This window comes from Polaromonas sp. P4_H1 (assembly GCF_056400945.1).
In genome coordinates this window covers 1-17,486 of sequence record NZ_JBFUKG010000003.1, presented here as the reverse complement: position 1 = coordinate 17,486, position 17,486 = coordinate 1, and the positions used below count along the sequence as shown (strand labels likewise).

17 protein-coding genes are annotated in these 17,486 nt (G+C 61.8%); 1 reads left to right on the top strand and 16 read right to left on the bottom strand.

Going from position 1 to position 17,486, the window contains the following annotated elements; translation table 11 throughout:
* Positions 1 to 16: 16 nt before the first annotated feature.
* From AC1DS5_RS05465 to AC1DS5_RS05395, 15 genes are all read right to left on the bottom strand, one after another.
* Positions 17 to 1,003, bottom strand: a complete 987-nt coding sequence (locus AC1DS5_RS05465) for a tripartite tricarboxylate transporter substrate binding protein (RefSeq protein ID WP_477717245.1) — start codon at positions 1,001 to 1,003, stop codon at positions 17 to 19.
* A gap of 85 nt (positions 1,004 to 1,088) precedes the next feature.
* Positions 1,089 to 2,537 (bottom strand): aldehyde dehydrogenase family protein, encoded by a 1,449-nt coding sequence (locus AC1DS5_RS05460; protein WP_477717244.1) that lies wholly within the window; start codon positions 2,535 to 2,537, stop codon positions 1,089 to 1,091.
* 5 nt (positions 2,538 to 2,542) lie between these two features.
* Complete coding sequence (locus AC1DS5_RS05455; RefSeq protein ID WP_477717243.1) at positions 2,543 to 2,773, bottom strand: hypothetical protein; 231 nt, start codon at positions 2,771 to 2,773, stop codon at positions 2,543 to 2,545.
* Positions 2,774 to 2,809: 36 nt separating this feature from the next.
* Positions 2,810 to 3,109 (bottom strand): YciI-like protein, encoded by a 300-nt coding sequence (locus tag AC1DS5_RS05450; protein WP_477717242.1) that lies wholly within the window; start codon positions 3,107 to 3,109, stop codon positions 2,810 to 2,812.
* Positions 3,110 to 3,118: 9 nt separating this feature from the next.
* A complete protein-coding gene (locus AC1DS5_RS05445; RefSeq protein WP_477717520.1) occupies positions 3,119 to 4,024 on the bottom strand; it encodes an amidohydrolase family protein in 906 nt (301 codons plus the stop codon).
* 83 nt (positions 4,025 to 4,107) lie between these two features.
* Positions 4,108 to 5,115, bottom strand: a complete 1,008-nt coding sequence (locus AC1DS5_RS05440; RefSeq protein ID WP_477717241.1) for a TRAP transporter substrate-binding protein — start codon at positions 5,113 to 5,115, stop codon at positions 4,108 to 4,110.
* A gap of 42 nt (positions 5,116 to 5,157) precedes the next feature.
* Entirely contained in the window at positions 5,158 to 6,102 is a 945-nt protein-coding gene (locus AC1DS5_RS05435; RefSeq protein ID WP_477717240.1) for a YncE family protein, read from the bottom strand.
* A gap of 40 nt (positions 6,103 to 6,142) precedes the next feature.
* Complete coding sequence (locus AC1DS5_RS05430) at positions 6,143 to 7,111, bottom strand: DctP family TRAP transporter solute-binding subunit (RefSeq protein ID WP_477717239.1); 969 nt, start codon at positions 7,109 to 7,111, stop codon at positions 6,143 to 6,145.
* Between the two features lie 70 nt (positions 7,112 to 7,181).
* Positions 7,182 to 8,459: a TRAP transporter large permease subunit gene (locus tag AC1DS5_RS05425; RefSeq protein ID WP_477717238.1), complete on the bottom strand. Its 1,278-nt coding sequence runs from the start codon at positions 8,457 to 8,459 to the stop codon at positions 7,182 to 7,184.
* Positions 8,460 to 8,474: 15 nt separating this feature from the next.
* Complete coding sequence (locus tag AC1DS5_RS05420; RefSeq protein WP_477717237.1) at positions 8,475 to 8,966, bottom strand: TRAP transporter small permease; 492 nt, start codon at positions 8,964 to 8,966, stop codon at positions 8,475 to 8,477.
* Positions 8,967 to 8,999: 33 nt separating this feature from the next.
* On the bottom strand, positions 9,000 to 9,983 hold the full coding sequence (locus AC1DS5_RS05415; RefSeq protein WP_477717236.1) for a TRAP transporter substrate-binding protein: 984 nt from the start codon (positions 9,981 to 9,983) through the stop codon (positions 9,000 to 9,002).
* 43 nt (positions 9,984 to 10,026) lie between these two features.
* Entirely contained in the window at positions 10,027 to 10,944 is a 918-nt protein-coding gene (locus tag AC1DS5_RS05410) for a dihydrodipicolinate synthase family protein (RefSeq protein WP_477717235.1), read from the bottom strand.
* A gap of 5 nt (positions 10,945 to 10,949) precedes the next feature.
* The gene (locus tag AC1DS5_RS05405; RefSeq protein WP_477717234.1) at positions 10,950 to 12,122 is read right to left on the bottom strand and encodes an L-rhamnonate dehydratase; all 1,173 of its coding nucleotides are present in this window, start codon (positions 12,120 to 12,122) and stop codon (positions 10,950 to 10,952) included.
* A gap of 69 nt (positions 12,123 to 12,191) precedes the next feature.
* A complete protein-coding gene (locus AC1DS5_RS05400; protein WP_477717233.1) occupies positions 12,192 to 13,235 on the bottom strand; it encodes a 4-hydroxythreonine-4-phosphate dehydrogenase PdxA in 1,044 nt (347 codons plus the stop codon).
* 4 nt (positions 13,236 to 13,239) lie between these two features.
* Positions 13,240 to 14,223: a Bug family tripartite tricarboxylate transporter substrate binding protein gene (locus AC1DS5_RS05395; RefSeq protein WP_477717232.1), complete on the bottom strand. Its 984-nt coding sequence runs from the start codon at positions 14,221 to 14,223 to the stop codon at positions 13,240 to 13,242.
* A 170-nt stretch (positions 14,224 to 14,393) separates the two neighbouring features.
* Here AC1DS5_RS05395 and AC1DS5_RS05390 point away from each other — a divergent pair, with 170 nt between their 5' ends.
* A complete protein-coding gene (locus tag AC1DS5_RS05390) occupies positions 14,394 to 15,344 on the top strand; it encodes a LysR family transcriptional regulator (RefSeq protein WP_477717231.1) in 951 nt (316 codons plus the stop codon).
* Positions 15,345 to 15,355: 11 nt separating this feature from the next.
* Here AC1DS5_RS05390 and AC1DS5_RS05385 read toward each other — a convergent pair whose 3' ends face one another.
* A complete protein-coding gene (locus tag AC1DS5_RS05385; RefSeq protein WP_477717230.1) occupies positions 15,356 to 17,056 on the bottom strand; it encodes a hypothetical protein in 1,701 nt (566 codons plus the stop codon).
* Positions 17,057 to 17,486 lie beyond the last annotated feature (430 nt).

Genomic DNA, 17,486 nt, shown 5'->3' with positions numbered 1-17,486 from the left:
GGCGCTTGTTCCGCGTTTACTTCTGGATGACCAGCTTCGCCAGCACCTTCTTCAGTGACTCGCGGTCGCTCTCGATCGATGCCTTGAAGGGCGTGGCATCGAGATAAGCTTCGCCCAGGTTGGCCTTGACCAGCGTCTCTTTGTAAGCCGCGTCGCTCGCCGTGCTGCGCGCGGCATTCTTCAACACCTCCACCACGTCTGGCGGCGTATTTTTGGGCACGGCAAGACCACGCCACACGCCGATGGCGAGGTCGATCTTCCTTTCCTTGAGCGTCGGCGAATCGGCAAACACGCCGCCCAGCCTTTGCTCGGACATCACGGCCAGCGTGCGCAATTTGCCGCTCTGCACGTGCGACATCACCTCGCCGGGGCTGACGGAGACGGCGTCCACGTGGCCACCCAGCAGGCTGAGAATGGCCGGCGACGCGCCCTGGAATGGCACATGGTTGAGCTGTGTGCCGGTCCGGTCCTCAAACGCGGCGGAGGCCACATGCCAGATGTCGCCGACGCCGCCGTTGCCGACCTGCATTGCGCCCGGCCGTTTTTTGGCGTCGGCAATGAATTCCTCTATCGTTTTCCAGGGAGCATCGGCCCGCACCGTGATCGCCGAGGGATCGTAGTTCAGGCGCGCGATCGGGATGAAGTCGTCGCTGGTGAGCTTCATGAGGTTCAGCGCCGGCAGGATCACCAGGTTGACGCTGACCACGGCGACCTTGTAGCCGTCGGGCTTGGCGTTGGCGACATCGCCGAAACCGATCGCGCTGGCGGCGCCGGGCTTGTTGATCACGACGATAGGTTGCGGGAAGTGCTTGCGCGCCGCGTCGGCGAAGGCGCGCGCCATCACGTCCGTGCCGCCACCGGCCGAGGCGGCGACCACCAGTTCGACCGGCCGGGTCGGGTAGTCGGCGGCCAGCACTGCAGTGGCGGCCAGCGGTAGCAGGGCAAGGGTCAAGGCGCGACCCGCGCGAGCGAGTGCGAGTGCGAGTGTCAGGGGGATGTTCATGGTGTCTCCGTTATTAAAATTTGAGGGCAGAAAAAAGGTGTAGGCCCCCTGCATGATGACCAGTCCGCCGAGAGCGGGCGCTGCGTCAGGCCAGTGTGTAGGCGGTCTTCACCGTCGTGAAAAATTCCTGCGCGTACCGGCCTTGCTCGCGCGGGCCGTAGCTGCTGCCTTTGCGTCCACCGAATGGCACGTGGTAGTCCACCCCTGCGGTGGGCAGGTTGACCATCACCATGCCGGCCTGGCTGTGCCGTTTGAAGTGGGTGGCGTGTTTCAGCGACGTGGTGGCAATGCCCGCAGACAGGCCAAATGGTGTGTCGTTGGCGGCAGCCAGGGCCGCCTCGTAATCCTTGACGCGGATGATGCTGGCGACCGGGCCGAAGATCTCTTCGCGGTTGATGCGCATGCCGGCCGTGCTTTCGCTGAACAGCGCCGGCGCCATGAAGTAGCCCTCTGCGCCGCTACCGGTGTGGCACTGCACGCGGTCTCCGCCGAACGCCAGCGTCGCGCCTTCGGAATTGCCGATCGCGATGTAGCTCAGGTCCTGCTCGAGTTGCGCCTGCGAGGACACGGGCCCGATGTCGGTGCCCGCGGTCAGCGCATCGCCCACCTTGATCCGGGCCATGCGTTCCTGCAGGGCTTTGACAAAGGCCGGGTAAATGCCGTCCGTCACGATCAGGCGGCTGGACGCCGTGCAGCGCTGGCCGGTGGAATAAAAAGCGCTCTGCGCGCTCAGCTCCACCGCCTGGGTGAGGTCTGCATCGTCCAGGATGACCTGCGGGTTCTTGCCGCCCATCTCGATCTGTACCTTCTTGAGGTTCTTCGCACAGGCCTCGGCAATGCGGCTGCCCACGCCGACCGAGCCGGTGAAGCTGATGGCGTTGATGCCCGGATGGTTGACCAGCGCGTCGCCGATCACGCGTCCCGGCCCCATCACCAGGTTGAAGACACCCGCCGGGATGCCGGAGCGCGAGATGATCTCGGCCAGGGCCCACGCGCTGCCCGGCACCAGGTCGGCCGGCTTCAGGACCACGCAGTTGCCATGGGCCAGCGCGGGCGCGATTTTCCAGGCGGGAATGGCAATCGGGAAATTCCAGGGCGTGATCAGGCCGACCACACCGACGGGCTCGCGGGTAATTTCCACGCCGATGCCGGGACGCACCGACGGAACGGTTTCACCCGACAGACGCAGGCATTCACCGGCGAAAAACTTGAAGATCTGGCCGGCGCGGGTGGCTTCGCCAATGCCTTCCGGCTTTGTTTTGCCTTCTTCGCGCGAGAGCAGGGTGCCCAGCTCCTCACGGCGCGCCAGAATCTCGGTGCCGATCCTGTCGAGTGCATCCGAGCGGGCCTGGATGCCGGAGGTGGACCAGGCGGGGAAGGCCGCTTGCGCCGCCTGTACGGCCGCATCAAGGCCTGCAGCATCGGCCTGCGCGTACTCGCCGATGACGTCGGACAGGTTGGAGGGATTGAGGTTGGCACTGGTGCTGTTGCCGGCCAGCCACTCGCCGTTGATGAAGTTGTTGTGTTGAGTCATATGGTTTATTCCGCGGTGATTTTGGCTTGGGTGATGAGGCGTTTGTAGGACACGTACTCTGCAAGATTGAAGCGCGCAAAGGTTTCGCCATACATCGGCAAAATGTCGCCGCCCAGTTCGCGAATGCGGGCCTTAACTTCAGGCAATGCCAGCACGCGTTTGAGCTCGTCAGTCAGTTGCCTGACCGTGGCGTCGGGCGTGCCGCCCGTCACGTACAGGCCGTACCAGGTCGACATGCGAACTTTGTTATTTTTTTTATGGACTCGATGCGCCTAGACGCGAACCGGTGTTGATGCCCCGTCGCCCACGACGGTGACCCAGGGACGCACGTGCCAGCGCACGACCAGCCCATGCGTGACATAAGGGTCGGCCGCCGCGAAGGCTTGCGCCGCATCGGGCGAGTCACCCTGGAAAAGCAGGGCGGCGCCTTTGACCGGACCGTCGAGTACACCGCCCAGAACCAGTTCGTCACGCGCATGGGCTTGCCAGGCCAGCGTCAAATGCTCGGCGCGCAATGAGGTGCGGCGTTCCATGTAGTCAGGGGCGTAGTCGTAGAACAATAGGTAGCGCATAAATCGTCTTCAGGTGTTTGGGGTGATTCGGTAAAAGCGCAGCGCGTTGTCGCACATCACGGCCCGCTGCTGCGCGGGCGCGAGGCCATCGAGCATGCGCAGCACACCGCTGACCAGTTCCGGGTAGCCGATGCGCAAACCCGCCACCGGGAAATTGCTGGCAAACATGCAGCGCTGCCAGCCGAAGATGGCGAGCGTGTCGCGCACGATGCGGGCGTTGTCCTGCCAGTCCCAAGCGCTGTCGCGCAGCCCGAATTCGGACAACTTCACATGCACGTTGGGTTGACGCGCCAGCACTTCCATCCAGCCACGCCAGCGCTTGAGTCCTTCCTCGCTGCGGTCCCAGGCAAAGCCGTGGTGGTTCAGCACGATGGGTACATCCGGGAACATCTGTGCCACCTGCGCCGCCTCGGGCAAATGCCAAGCGGGTACCCGCAGGTCCCAGCTCAGACCGTGTTTGTGCAGCAGCGAGAAGCCGCGCAGCCAGGCTTCGTCCTGCATGGTGCCGGGCTGGCCTTGCACGCTGTCGGCGGGCGAGCGGGAAGTGACGGGCTTGCTGCGGATGCCGCGCACCAGAGGGTAGCGCAGGTGGTCAAGAAGACATTCCTCGGTGTCGGGCCGGTCAAACCAGGCGTGCGCGACCACCGCGTTGGGGAAGCCGTATTCAGCATGCACCTCGTGCAACCAGGCGGTCTCGGCTACCTGTTCGCTGCGGTCGCGCTCGGCTTCCACGTGGACGGTAGCGAGCACATTGCAGTCATTGCTGGCTGCCCGGTAGTCCGCCGGCAGGAAATTGCGGCACAAAGGCTGGTAGCCGCCCAGAAAGAATTCCTGCGGGTTGTAAGCATCCTGCAGCCACGGATAGTGGCCGCGCGACAGGTCCCACAGGTGATGATGTGCATCAACGATGGGCATGGCATCCTGCCGGGAAGTCGGCTCGTTCACGGTGCGCGCTTTATCAGAAGTGCAAGGAAGGGGGCGGAGTTCGAGGGGGCGGGTCAGCGGGCGCCTTGCACCGCGTCCACCAGTTGCGTGCCGTGCTTCTCGGCAAACAGCTGCTTGATGGGTTCGCCCACCAGTTTGCGGAATGGTTCCGGATTGATGTTTTCCTCGATCTGCATGCCCTGGGATTTCAGGTAGGCGATGTCACCGGCCTCGCTCTTGCGGTTCAACTCGCGCTGAAAGGTGCCGGCCTCGCGTGCGGCGTCGAGCAACACCTTCTGCTGCGCGGGCGTCAGGCTGTCAAAGCGGGCCTTGTTGATGATCACCGGCATGGCGGTATAGGCATGCCGGGTCAGCGACATGTACTTCTGCGCTTCATAAAGCTTGGCTGCCCTGACGATGATCACGGGGTTTTCCTGCCCGTCCACCGTCTTGCTTTCCAGTGCCGGGAAAACCTCTGAAAAGGGCATGGGCGTCGGGCTGGCCCCCAGAATCTGGAACGCCTTGATGTGTGCCGGATTGGGTGTCGTGCGCACCTTCAGGCCCTTGATGTCCTCGGGGCTCTTGATCGCGCGGCGCGAATTGGTCAGGCTGCGAAAACCCACTTCCCAGTACGCCAGGCCCTTCATGCCGTGCGCGTCGAGTTCATCCAGCAGTCCACGGCCGATGGCCCCATCCAGCACTTTGTAGGCGTGCTCGGCATTGGCAAAAATGTAGGGCAGGTCCAGCACGTTCATGCGCCCGACGATGCCGGTGTAGTACGGCGTGCCCGAGGTCGCCATGTCAATGGTGCCGCCCCGTACCCCGGCGATCGAGCTGGTGTCATTGCCCAGCGCACTGTTGGGATAGACCTGCACTTCCACCTGGCCGTTGCTCCGCTCCTTGACCTTGCGCGCGAACTCCAGCGCCGCCGCGTGCTGCGAGTCGGCTTCGGTGCCCGAATGGCTGAAGCGCAGTTTGACTGCCTGTGCCTGCGCCAGTTGCGGCAGGGCCAGCGTCACGGCCAGCAGGCTGCCAGCGAGGGTGGTGGTGATGGCGCGCAGCGCGGTCCGGCGAATCTTCATGCTTTGTCTCCTGTTGTATTTATGAAGCTGGGGCTCGAACTATCAGTGTTGCCACACGTAGGAAGAATCAGGCTCGCGCAAGGTCTTGATCTCCTGCTCGAACTCGAAACTGTCGAGGTTGAGGCGGCGCACCGTCTCGTCCTGAAACGAGATGTAGACCGCGCGCTCCACAGGGTGAAACGACAGCGCCAGCGGATTGCTGGGCAGGGCAAAGCAACGCTGCTCTTGCAGATCGGTGCCGAAGATGGACAGCGACTGCTCGCCCGAATTGGTGGTGAGCAGCAGGTCCTGGCCCTGCGCGCCGCGGAAGCGGTAGACCCGGTTCGGATCACGTCGTGTCTTGCCCGACGCGACCACTTTCATGCTGGCCGTGTCGACGGCGACGATGGTGTCGTCACCCCGGTTGGCCACATACAGCAGCGACTCATCCGCAGACAGCACATTGCCCTCGGGCACCGGGCCCGGCACCATGGCCACCGGCGTGAAGGTCGGGTCATTCGGCTTGATTTTGGTGACCGTGTTCGACAGCAGGTTGAGCGCATACGCAGTTTGCGCGTCCTTCGTCAAGGCGAACAAGTGGGTCTTGTAGCCACCGGAGGGCACGGCGAGGTCGGGCACATGGCGGTTGACCGGGTCGGAGAAGCGCAGCAGCGTGTTGTGTGCCTCCGACATCACGTACAAGCGGCCTTCGGCATCTACCGTCAGGCCGTGCGGGCGGTAAAAGGGCCAGATATTCAGCGTTGCCACATGCGCTTGCTTGTCAAGATCGATCACGAAGACCGAGTGCCCGCCCACGTCGCCCAGGTGGCTGGCGGTCTCGATGCCGTAGTGGCCCACATAGGCACGCCGGCGCACCGGGTCTACCGTGAACTCGTGCGGAAAGTTGGGCAGCACGATGTGTTTTTTAGCCTGGCCAGTGCTCAGGTCGTAAAAGCTGAAGGTGTGGGCGCATTTCTGCACCAGGAGCAAGGTTTCGTGGGATGACATGGCAAACTTTCGTGAGGTTCGTTGATTGGCTATTTATTGCTTATTTGCTGTGGGCCAACTCGGATGAGGCGAGTCTGCGGGAGAAATAGCTTCCACTCTGCTTCGTAGCCAGCAGGCGGAACGGCCTGGAGTCCACTGACTCCAGCACGTTCACACCCTGGCGCCTGAGGTCGGCCAGAATGGTTTTTTCGTTCTTTGCATTCAGCTCCCGCTGGAAATTGCGACCGGCCACGGCCGCTTCCATCAGCGCTTTCTGTTGTACCGCAGTCAGCGACTCGAAGCGGCCCGCGTTGATCGCCACCATCAGGGCCGTGTAGGCATGCCGCGTCATCGTGACGTACTTTTGCACTTCATAGAGCCTGGAGCTGTAGGTGATGGGCAGCGGATGGTCCTGCGCATCGAGCTTGCCGGCCCGGATGGCCTCGTAGAGCTCACCCAGCGGCATGGCCACGGTCTGTGCTCCCAGGGCCTTGAAAAACTCGTGCTGCTCAGGATTGCCCACCACACGCAGCCGGAGCCCCTTCAGGTCATCGGGCGTTTTCACAAACCCCTTGTTGCTGGTGATGATGCGAAAGCCTACTTCCCAGAAGGCCAGACCCTTGATGCCTTTGGCCAGCGGCTCATTGAGCAGTGACTGGCCATAGAACTTCGAGTCCAGCTCCTGGTAGGCCCGCTGTGGCGTGTCGAACGAATAGGGCAGGTCGATTTCGACTAGCCGCGGCGCAAGGGCGACGAAGTTGGGGCTGCCGGCCATCACCATGTCCAGTGCGCCCTTTTGTGTGTCGGCAATTGCCTTGGCATCGTTGCCTAGCTGGCTTTCGGGGAAAACGTCAATGCGCAGCGCGCCCTGCGTCTTTTCCTTCACGACTTCGGCCATTCTGAGCGCCGCCAGGTGCTGGCTGGAACTCAGCGAGCCTGCGTGACTGAGGCGCAGGACGGTCTGGGCAGACACCGTGAGGCTGCAAAACCCCAGCAGTGAGCACAGCGCGAGGTGATGGACGGTGCGCATGATGATTCCTGGTATGAAGGGGTGGAAGGGATGGAGCGGATGGGAGGGGTTGGAAGCACCCACCGGGTGTTCAGCGGAACCAGGCCGCCGGCCCCGTGATGAGTTGCGGGAACAACACGAACAGAAACAGCAAAACCGTTTGCGCCAGCAGGAAAGGCCAGACGCCCTTGATGACTTTGTCCAGGTTGACCCTTGCGACACCTGCCACCACATTGAGTACCGTTCCTACGGGGGGTGTCAGCAAACCAATCGCGTTGTTGATGATGAACATCACACCGAAATAGACCGGGTCAATACCCGCTTGCCTGACTACCGGCATCAAAATGGGCGTCAGGATCAAGACGGTGGGCATGAAGTCCAGCGCGGTGCCCACCACAATGACCAGCAGCATCATCACCAGCATGAGCAGCTTGGGGCTGTCCATGAACGGCTGCAGCAACGCAACGGCCTGTGCTGGAATGTCGGCGATGGTGATGAGCCAGGCAGAGACCAGTGCGGTAGCCACCAAAAACATGATGGTGCTGGAGGTCTTGGCGGCGGCCAGCATCAGTTCGGGCAGCTCTGCCAGTTTGAGTTCGCCATAGACAAACAGGCCAACCCCGAGGGAATACACCACCGCAACCACGGCCGCTTCGGTTGGCGTGAACACACCAAATTTCATGCCGCCGATGATCACGATGGGCAATGCCAGCGCCCAGGTGCCACTTACGATGGCGCTAGCCACTTTGGCCAGGCTAAAGGCGCCGCCATTGATCAGCGGCTCCTTCTTGGCGCAAAACCACCACGTGATCCCGAGCGCCACGCCCATCATCACACCCGGAACAATGCCGGCCATGAACAGCTTGGTAATGGATACCTGCGCGGCCACTCCAAAGACCACAAAGCCAATCGAGGGCGGAATGATGGGCGCGATGATGCCGCCCGAGGCAATGAGGCCAGCAGCACGCGGCACGTTGTAGCCCGCCTTGCGCATCATGGGTATCAGTAGCGCTGCCAAGGCAGCTGTATCGGCCACCGCCGAGCCGGAAATACTGGCCATGACGACCGCCGCAATGATGGCGGTGTAACCCAGCCCACCGCGAACATGGCCCACCAGGGCGTTGGCCACGTCGACAATGCGCCGCGACAGGCCGCCGGCATTCATCAGTTCACCGGCAAGCATGAAGAACGGAACAGCCATCAACGGGTAGTTATTGGCACCTTCGAGCAGGTTTTGCGCCAGGATTTGTGTGTCAAAACTGTTCAAGTGCACCATCAGGGCGACGCCGCACACCAGCAGGGAGAACGCAATGGGAACGCCCAGGGTCATGGCTCCCATCAGGGAGGTTAAAAAAATCACAATGGTCATGATGGTCTTTCGCGCTTATTCGCCGCCGTCGCCGCTATGGGAAACGAGCTCTTCTCTTGGCATTCGCCCCGTGGCTTGCCGCCACAGCGACCAGGTCATGACCAGCGCCATACCGGCGCTGCTGATGAGCAGGCTCATGTAGATCAGGCCCAGAGGGACATCGGTCACAGGGGCCCGGTTATCCATGCCAAGCACTACCTGTTTCCAGGTGCCGTGGGCCAGCAGGGCACAGCACGTAAATGTCAGGCTGTCGGCCAAAAAGCGGCAGATGCGCTGCCCTCTTTCGCCCAAGCGGTCTATCAGGCTTGTCATGCCCAGATGAGCGTTGTCCTTCATCACCACCAGCGCACCTATCAGGGTAAGCCACATGAAGACAAAGCGCGAGACCTCTTCAGAAAATACGATGCCGGAATTAAACCCGTAGCGCAGAACCACGTTGCCGAAAATCAGGACGACCATCGTTCCAAGCAGGACGATGAGCAACCAGTCCACGGCGCGGGTGAACATTTTGACTGCCATAAAGCGTTACCGAGTGGCTGCTTACTTGACGGCTTCGACTGCGACAAGCAGCTCGGGCCCGTTTTTGGCGGTGTAGGTTTTCCGTACTTCTTCGCCCACCACGGCTTTGAAGGGGGTCGGGTCAAAGGTCTCGATCACGTTCATGCCGTTCTTGCGCAGATCGGCAATGATTCCTGCCTCGTTTTTCTGGTTCATGGTGCGTTGGAAAACTTTTGCATCGGCGGCCGATGACAACAACACCTTTTGCAGTTCCGGGTTGAGTGCGTCAAACTTTGTTTTGCTGAACACAACCGGCATTGCGGTAAAGGCGTGCCTGGTCATGGTGAGATGCTTTTGCACTTCGTAAAATTTGGCCGCGTAGGTGATGTCAACCGGGTGTTCCTGTGCATCCACCGCACCCGATTCGAGCGCCTGGTACAACTCGCCCAAAGGCATGGGAACCGGGTTGGTGCCAAGCAGCTTCCAGGCTTGCAGGTGAATCGGGTTGGGCATGGTTCGAATCTTCAAACCCTTGACATCGGCCGGTGTCTTGACGGGCCGATTTTTTGTCGTGATGGAGCGAAAGCCCACCTCCCAAAATGCCAGTTGCTTCAGACCGTTGCCTTCGAGCTCTTTCATCAGGCCCTGACCGATTGCACCGTCTACCGTGGCATAGGCATGCGCCGGGCTACGGAACAAAAAGGGAATGTCCAGCACTTCAAAATGCGAGGCCATGCCTGAGAAATTGCCGCTGCCTGCCATCATCATGTCGATGGTGCCGCCGCGCACCGCGCCCAAAACGGTCGAGTCATTACCCAGTTGGCTACCGGGGTAGACCTGAACCTCCAATTGCCCCTTGCTGCGCTCTTTGACGAGTTTGGCAAACTCCAGCGCGGCCAGATGCTGCGACGCGGTTTCCGGCCCGGCATGGGCAAAGCGGATTTTGGTGGTTTGCGCGTTGGCGCCCAGGGCTGAGGCAAGCACAGCGACAGAAAGAGCGAGTTTGAGAAAGGAACGGGTTTTCATGGTTTGTCTCCAGATTCAGAATTTTTAAGGGCCGGCCAAGAAACTATTTGCCCCAGCGCAAGACCATGGGGTCCAGCCTCTGGGCGGTTTCGATCAGGCCTTTGCGGACTTCGGGATGCATCGCGGGAAAGGGGTGGCGCGGGGCTTCGCAGGAAATGACGCCACCGGCCTTCATCAGCGCCTTGGCCGTCAGAATGCCGCCCTGGCGGTTTTCGTAATTGATCAGCGGCAGCCAGCGCGTGTACTCGGCCACGGCTTCTTCGCGCCGTCCCGCCGCATAGGCGTCCACGATGCGGCGTATGCCGTCGGGGTAGCCGCCGCCGGTCATGGCGCCTGTGGCGCCGGCGTCCAGGTCGGGCAGCAGGGTGATGGCTTCTTCGCCGTCCCACGGGCCTTCGATGGCGTCGCCGCCCAGGCGAATGAGCTCGCGCAGTTTGGAGGCGGCACCGGCTGTTTCAATCTTGAAGTACGACACCTGCTTGATCTCTTTGGCCATGCGCGCCAGGAACGCTGGAGACAGCGGCGTGCCGCTCATGGGGGCATCCTGGATCATGATCGGGATGTTGATGGCGTCTGACAGCGCTGCGTAGAACTCGTAAATCTTCTCCTCACTCGCCCGCAGGGTGGCACCGTGGTAGGGCGGCATGACCATCACCATGGCGGCGCCGGCATCCTGTGCGCGGCGGCTGCGTTCGGCGCATACCCGCGTGCCAAAGTGCGTGGTGGTCACAACCACCGGCACCCGGCCCGCGACGTGCTTGAGAATGGTTTGCGTGAGCGTTTCGCGCTCGTCATCCGACAGCAAAAACTGCTCGGAAAAATTCGCCAGAATGCACAGGCCGTTCGAGCCCGCGTCAATCATGAAGTCGATGCAGCGCTTCTGGCTTTCGAGGTCCAGCTCGCCCGCATCGTTGAAGGTGGTGGGCACCACCGGAAATACGCCCTTGAACCTGGCTGCCATGGTGCTCACTCGATGATGTTGAAGTCTTTGAGGAACTCGGTCTTGAGCGTCAGGCCCAGGCCGGGCTTGTTGTCGTCGAGTTGCAGGAAGCCGTTTTCCGCCACCGGCTCGCCGTCAAAGATGTAATAAAACAGTTCGTTGCCCACTTCGACGTCAAACATCGGAAAGTACTCGCTCATGGGCGAGGCCAGCGTGCTCATGGTCAGGTGGTAGTTGTGCATCTGGCCGGCGTGCGGAATCACCGGCACGCTGTAGGCCTCACACAGCGCATTGATCTTGTGGGCAGCCGTGATGCCGCCGACACGGTTGGTGTCGTACTGCACCACCGACACCGCTTTTTTGTCGAGCAGCTGCTTGAAGCCGTAGAGGGAAAACTCATGCTCGCCACCCGAAATCGGGATGCTGGTGAGCTGGTTCAGTTCGGCGTAGCCGTCAATGTCGTCGGCGATCACCGGTTCCTCGACCCAGCGCGGCTGGAATTTCTCCAGCTTGGGCAGCATGCGCTTGGCGTACTCCAGGTTCCAGCCCATGTAGCATTCGAGCATCAGGTCGTTGTCGTAGCCGATCACTTCACGGATCGCTTCGACTGCCTTCAGGTTTTCCGCCACACCCTTGGTGCCGTGGGCAGGGCCGTAACCGAAGCGCGACTTGAACATGGTGAAACCCTGGTCCAGGTATTTCTGCGCTTCGTCCTGCATGGCTTTGAGGTCGGTGCGGTAGAGCTTGGAGTAGTAGCAGGGGATTTTTTCCTTGGTGCGGCCGCCCAGCAGCTTGAACACCGGCTTGTTCACGGACTTGCCCAGAATGTCCCAGATAGCCAGGTCGATCGCCGAGATGGCGGCCATGGTCACGCCCTTGCGGCCCCAGGCGTGCGTGGCACGGTACATGCGCTGCCACAGGTACTCGTAGTCCCAGGGGTCCTGGCCCAGCACCAGCGGTGTGAGGTACTGGTCAATGATGGCTTTGGCAATGGCGGGCGCCAGTGCCACGTTGCCCAGGCCGATGATGCCGTCGTCGGTTTCGATTTCAACCACTGTCCACGAATGGAAGCGGAAGGTGCTCATGGTCTCCTTGTTGGAGTAGAGCAGGTCCATGGCGTTGGAGCAGAAATTACCCTGAGGCGGAACGGTTTTGCCTTTCCACTCAAACACACGTGCGCGAACTGATTTGATTTTCATGCTGGTTTCCTGTGAGGTGAATCTTTCGAATCCCCCCGGAGGGGGAGGGTTGGGGCGGGGTGAGCCGGATTACTTTCCTTGGGGAGGCGCCGTCAGGCGTCCTCCCATGCGCTGCGCAATCTGAAAAGCGTTGAGCATGGCATTCACATCGGCCACGCCCTGGCCCGCAATGTCGTAAGCCGTGCCGTGTGCCGGCGTGGTGATGGGCACCGGCAAGCCGCCTTGCACCGTCACGCCCTTGCTGAAGCCCATGAGCTTGATGGCGATCTGCCCCTGGTCGTGGTACATGGTGACGATGGCCTGGTACTGACCGTCGCGTGCCTTCAGGAAGATAGTGTCGGCGGGGAAGGGGCCATCGACCGGAAAGCCGCTGGCGCGCAACTCGCGCACGGCCGGCTCGATGATGTCGATCTCTTCGCGTCCGCACATACCGCCATCCCCGCCATGCGGGTTGAAGGCCGCGATCGCCACTGTGGGGCTGGCGGTGCCGCTGGCCTGCAGCGACCGGTAAATCAGGCGGGCGGCATCCACGATGCGCTCTTTGCTGAGCATGGACGCCGCGTCTTTCAGCGGAATGTGCGAGGACACGCGCGAGGTCCACAAGTCGCCGAGGGTGTTGAATTCGCAGAAGTAGCCGGTCACGCCCAGGTATTCGGCAAAGTGGTGCAGTTCGTCCTCGTGCTTCAGGCCGCCCAGCTTCATCGCCTGCTTGTTCAGCGGGGCAAAGCAAATGGCGTCGACCTCGCCGCGCTTGGCGCCGTCCATGCACAGGTTGAGCACCCGCAGCACCGCGGCGCCGCACGCGGCCTGCGCCTGGCTGCGCTGTACCTGCTCCGGACGAATGGTGTCGACGGCGAGGAAGGCCGGCAGGCGCTGGTCGGGGCGCTTGCGCACCTCGGCGAGGCTGGCAACGGCTTGCGTGGCCACGGGCTGCCCGGCAATGGCCTGGCCGTCCTGCCAGACCCAGGGGTCGCCGATCAGCACGATATTGGCGTTGGCGGTGATGCCGGGCTGGCTCAGCAACCGCGCAATCAGCTCGGGGCCGATGCCTGCAGCATCGCCCAGTGTCAGGGCAATGACCGGTGTGGTTGCCGGTGTGGTGTGTTGGCTCATGAGGTCAATCCAGTCTGATGTTCTTTTTGGCGATCAGGTCGCCGTATCGTTTGTTTTCAGCCGTGTGAAACTGTGCGAACTGCGCCTGCGTCATGGGCGTCAGGTCCGCGCCGATGGCGCCCAGGCGGGTCTGCGTCTCAGGCATGGCCAGTACCTTGGTAACTTCGGTGTAAACGCGCTCCTGCACGGCTTTGGGTGTGGAGGCCGGCATGTAGATGCCGTACCAGGCGCTCATTTCCACGCCCTTGAGACCGGCTTCGGCCATGGTGGGCACATCGGGAAGCTGCGGGTTGCGGCGGGAAGCCGCCACGGCCAGGGCCCGGATGCGGCCATTCTTGATCTGCCCGATCACCGAGGGCATGGTGTCAAAGCTCAGCTGCACTTGGCCACCGACCAGGTCGACCAGCGCCGGGCCGCTGCCGCGGTAAGGAATGTGCGTGATGAAGACGCCCGCCTGGTCCTTGAACAGCTCGGCCGCGATGTGCTGCGTGCTGCCGGCGCCGCTGGTGGCGTAATTGAGCTTGCCGGGCTGGCTCTTGGCCAGCTTGACGAGCGACTGGACCGAATCCGCAGGCAGGGCGTTGTTGACCACCAGTACATTGGGCACCGCGCCGACAAACACCACCGACACCAGGTCCTTGTTGTTGTCGTAGCCGAGCTTGAGCAGGTGGGGCGCAATCGCGTGAGCGGTGGAAACACCCATCACCATGGTGTGGCCGTCAGTGGCCTTGGCGGTGACGTCGGCGGCCAGTGTGTTGGACACACCCGGGCGGTTTTCCACCACCACGGGTTGCTTGAGCAGCGGGCCCAACCGGTCCGCCACAGCACGGGCCATGGCGTCGGTTCCGCCACCGGGGGCCGAGCCCACCAGAATGCGGACGGGCTTGGTCGGCCACTCCTGGGCAAAAGCCTGGGTTTGGCCGCTCAGCGCGCAGGCGGCCAGCACAACGGCGGGAAATATTCTCGATAGTTGCGAGGGTTTCATCATCAGATGTCTCCAGATTTTTGTTATGAACGAATGCGCTGATGGTAGAGACCCAGACAGTTAACGTAAATTGAAAATTGATGATTATTTGATAATTTGTAGTTATCATTTAAAAATACCCATCGAGGCCCTCAAGGCGCTCAAGGTCACCATCTTTTTTTTGCACTGCTTTCATGTCCCATCCTGCACCCATTCCCCAGCTTCTTAACCGCCTGCGCATGCGCCAGGTGGCCCTCATCCTGGCGGTGGGCGAGCACGGCACCCTGCGCAAGGCTTCGGCTGAGCTGGGCATGACGCAGCCAGCGGCCACCAAAATGATCCAGGAGCTGGAGTCGGCTCTGGGTCAGCGCCTGTTTGAACGGGTCGGGCGCGGGCAGAAGCTCACCGCAGCGGGCACCAGCGTACTGGGCTACTTTCGCGGCATGCGGGGCTCGATGGAATCGATGACGCGCGAACTGGCAGAGTTGCAGCTGGGCTCTTCGGGGCGGCTCTCAATCGGTACCATCATGGCGCCGTCACCCACCTTGCTGACGAACGCCATCATTGCGCTCAAGAAGGCCTACCCACTGTTGTCGGTCGGCATCACCATGGACACCAGCGACCGACTGCTGGAGTTGTTGCGCGAAGGCGCGCTGGACGTGGCGATTGGCCGTATGCGTGATGAACACTGGCAGGACTACAGTTTTGCGTCGCTGGATAACGAAGCGCTGTCGGTGGTGGTGGGGGCGCACCACCCGCTGGGCCACAAAAAATCGGTGAAGTTCGCCAGCCTGCTGAACTACCCCTGGATATTGCAGCCTACCGGCAGCCCGATGCGTGAGGTGCTGGACCAGGAGTTTCGCATGCTGCAGATGCCGGCGCCCCGAAGCCTGATTGAAACCGCTTCCATCCTGACCACGACCGACCTGATCGACAAGACGGACATGATTGCCGTCATGCCGCGGTCGATTGCCGACACCTATGCCCAACACGGCCTGCTCAAGGTCCTGCCTTGCGAGATCCGGCACAAGATGGAGTCGTTCGGCTCCATCACCCGCAAGGACAGGCCACTCAGCGAGGCGGCGCGGTTTTTCCTCGGGGCGCTGCACCAGCGGGCGCCGTCTGGCCTTGCCGATGGGGTGTAGTTACCTGAAATTCAATCCGTCCCCGACCGCCACACCCGCGCCAGCGCAGCGAGCTTGCCGCGCACGCTGAGGCGGTCATTCGACAGTGCGTCGATAAAGTCGGACAGCTGTTTTGACTTGACCATGGTGTACAGCGTCAGCGTGGTGGTGGCGACAAACACCACGCCAAACCAGATGGCCTTGCGCCACAGCGGTGCGTCCGCCTCGGCCAGCAGGTTCATGCCCAGAAAGCCGGTCGTGATGGTGCCTATCAAACCGAACAGCGTGACCACGGTCAGCCGCACTACCGTGCTGGCCTGTCGACGCAGGCTGTCGGCGTCCAGGTAGGTGTTCATGTCGGCAATGCGCTCTTTGACCTCGTTGTAGAGCGGGTCAAGCCCCAGGTGGGTGGTGCACAGGTGTGACAGTGCGCGTACCTGGGCTTGCTCTGAAATCTCGTGAAACCAGTAGCGGTGAGTGAAGCGCAGAAAGCGCTCAAAACTGGCGCGAATGGCGCGCTTGAAGTCCTTGACGCTGGGCGTGTTATGGATGTCCAGCCGCTTGAGTGCTTCGACCAGCTGGTCGGAAAACATCAGCAAGGCGGCTTTTTGAAAGTGCGCAATCAGGAACAGCAGGAAGTGCTGGTGCCGAAACTGCGCCAGCACGCCGCGGTCGCCGCAGCAAAAGAAGGCTGAGTGTGCGTCGCCCACCACAATCAGGGCGTGGCCGTTGCACAGGTAGCGCGTGTTGGGTGCCGCGCCGGTATCGCCCCAGAAGCGGTCGTAGCAGTAGCGCTGTTCAAAATCAGCCAGGTGTTGTGCGGCGTAAGGCAGATTTCCGTCGGTCGCGCCCGCGCCAGTGACCAGCCCAAGCCGGATGAAGTCGGTGCGCGTGAGGCGGCGCGGGTCGTCGAGCGACAGGTAAGCCATCACCGGCATCCGGTGGTACTCAATCTGGCGGTAGCGCAGGGCACCGGGCGTCTCCGAATGGTCGCTCACCAAGGGCTGCATCAGATAGGCCCAGTGGGCGGCGATGCGCGGCGCCCGGTGCTGGGCGACATGCGACAGGAATGTTTCGCGTTGCTGCGCGTCGGAACTGGCGAGCACGGTGCCGTCGGCGGCCAGCCACTCCACGCTGGCCATGCAGTGCTGCGCAGCACCGTCGGCATCCCAGCCAGCGGGGTAGGCGCGGCCAAAGCGGTAAAGCAGCTCCTGGGCCTGCGCCAGGCTCAGGTCGTTGGCGCAAATCTCAAGGTTGAGCAGCACCACGTCGATATCAAAGAAAAAATGGAGGTTGCAATGCTCCACGGCGAGCGTGACGGGCGCATCACCGGGCTGCGCAACCACGCGTACCGCGGCAATGTCGCGGCGCCGGAAGACCCGCATGGGCGAATCGCCATCGCTGCCGGGCGCTTTGCTGCCCTGGTTTCGCGAGCGGCCTTCGCCGTACAGAAAACGCTGCACATAGGGCAAAAAGCTCACAAATTCGCTGTAGTGGCGCTCATGAAAACCTTCCCGATCGCCGGTGTACTCGTCAAATTCTTCGCGCCAGGGTGTGGCATCTCCGAGCTCCCGAAGAACCTCCCAGGGGCCGTGGTGCAGGCGCTTTGCGTCTGCCGCCGCTATAAGACGCAAGGGCCAAAGCAGTGATTGGCGAAACTGCTTCACGGCTGGTGTGCTGGAAGCGGCGGTTGTGTCCCCGAGAGTGGGGCTGGTGATGGGTGAAATCAGCATCGCTTCAGTGTAAGCGTGCAGGTCTGCCGGAGCATCCGGTATGCCCCCTATAAAACCGGTTTTATGTGCCGCAGCCCGTCGCATCGAAACCCGGCCGGCCGCCGCCCGGCCACTGGATCATGGCCGCGGTGGCGATTTGGTGGTCCACCCTGGCTTGCCCCTGCGAACACCACCCTTAGCGTGAATGGCACTTACTTTGGCAGGTTGGCCTTCGGCGACGTGCGTAAGTGCTTGAAAGCAAAGGGAGATGGCTGACCAAAGGGTCGATAGGATGGTTGTTTACGAAGCACCCAAACCATCTTCCCAAAGGCCAGCCACCATGGATCGTAATGCCCAAAGCGTCTTGCATCAACGTTGCAGCAGCATTGGACGCCGGGCGAGATCGACCCAGGCGGTGGAATTCTTCAACGTTCTGACGAGTCCGGAGTTG